Here is a 594-nt window from a genome sequence, read left to right as displayed (position 1 = left end):
AACCGCTTCCGGTCTGGTTCAACATGCAGTTGGTGACCTGACTGATGTCGGTGGCCTGCTTGGTGGTATTACCGGTGGTGAAGGCGGCCCTCTAGGCGCAATCACAGGCATTATCGGTGGCATTACGGGTGGTGACCTAGGCAACAATCCTGTTACTGGTGTAATCCAGTCTGGTATCGATGTACTACAAGGTGTCGAAAGCCTGAAAACAGATATTATCAATACCGGTATTAGCACGGCAGGCGGTGCAATTGGCAGCGTACTTCCGGGTGTTCATCCTGTTACGGATCTGACCAATCTCGGTACCCTGACCTTTGAGACTTCTCGCGATACCGTAAATGGCACACTTGAAGCCATTTCTGATCTGGCAGGTGCTGATATTGGTGGTGCCGCCGGTTCGCTTACAGGTGTAGTGGGTACATTGATCAACAATGGTTCAACAGCTTCTGGTCTGGTTCAACATGCAGTTGGTGACCTGACTGATGTCGGTGGTCTGCTTGGTGGCATTACGGGTGGTATCGGTGGAGGTGAAGGTGGCCCTTTAGGTTCAATCACTGACATTATTGGCGGTATTACGGGTGGTATCGGCGGTGG

Annotated in this window: 1 pseudogene; it reads left to right on the top strand. The window is 51.9% G+C overall.

Annotated features, from left to right (window positions below):
* Nucleotides 1-594, top strand: a pseudogene (locus ACINWC323_RS20125) (hypothetical protein); the annotation flags it as partial.

Source organism: Acinetobacter sp. WC-323 (assembly GCF_000314615.1).
Classification (GTDB): Bacteria; Pseudomonadota; Gammaproteobacteria; order Pseudomonadales; family Moraxellaceae; genus Acinetobacter; species Acinetobacter courvalinii.
The sequence above is the reverse complement of the archived record's forward strand: the minus strand, read 5'-3'. Positions and strand labels throughout refer to the sequence as shown.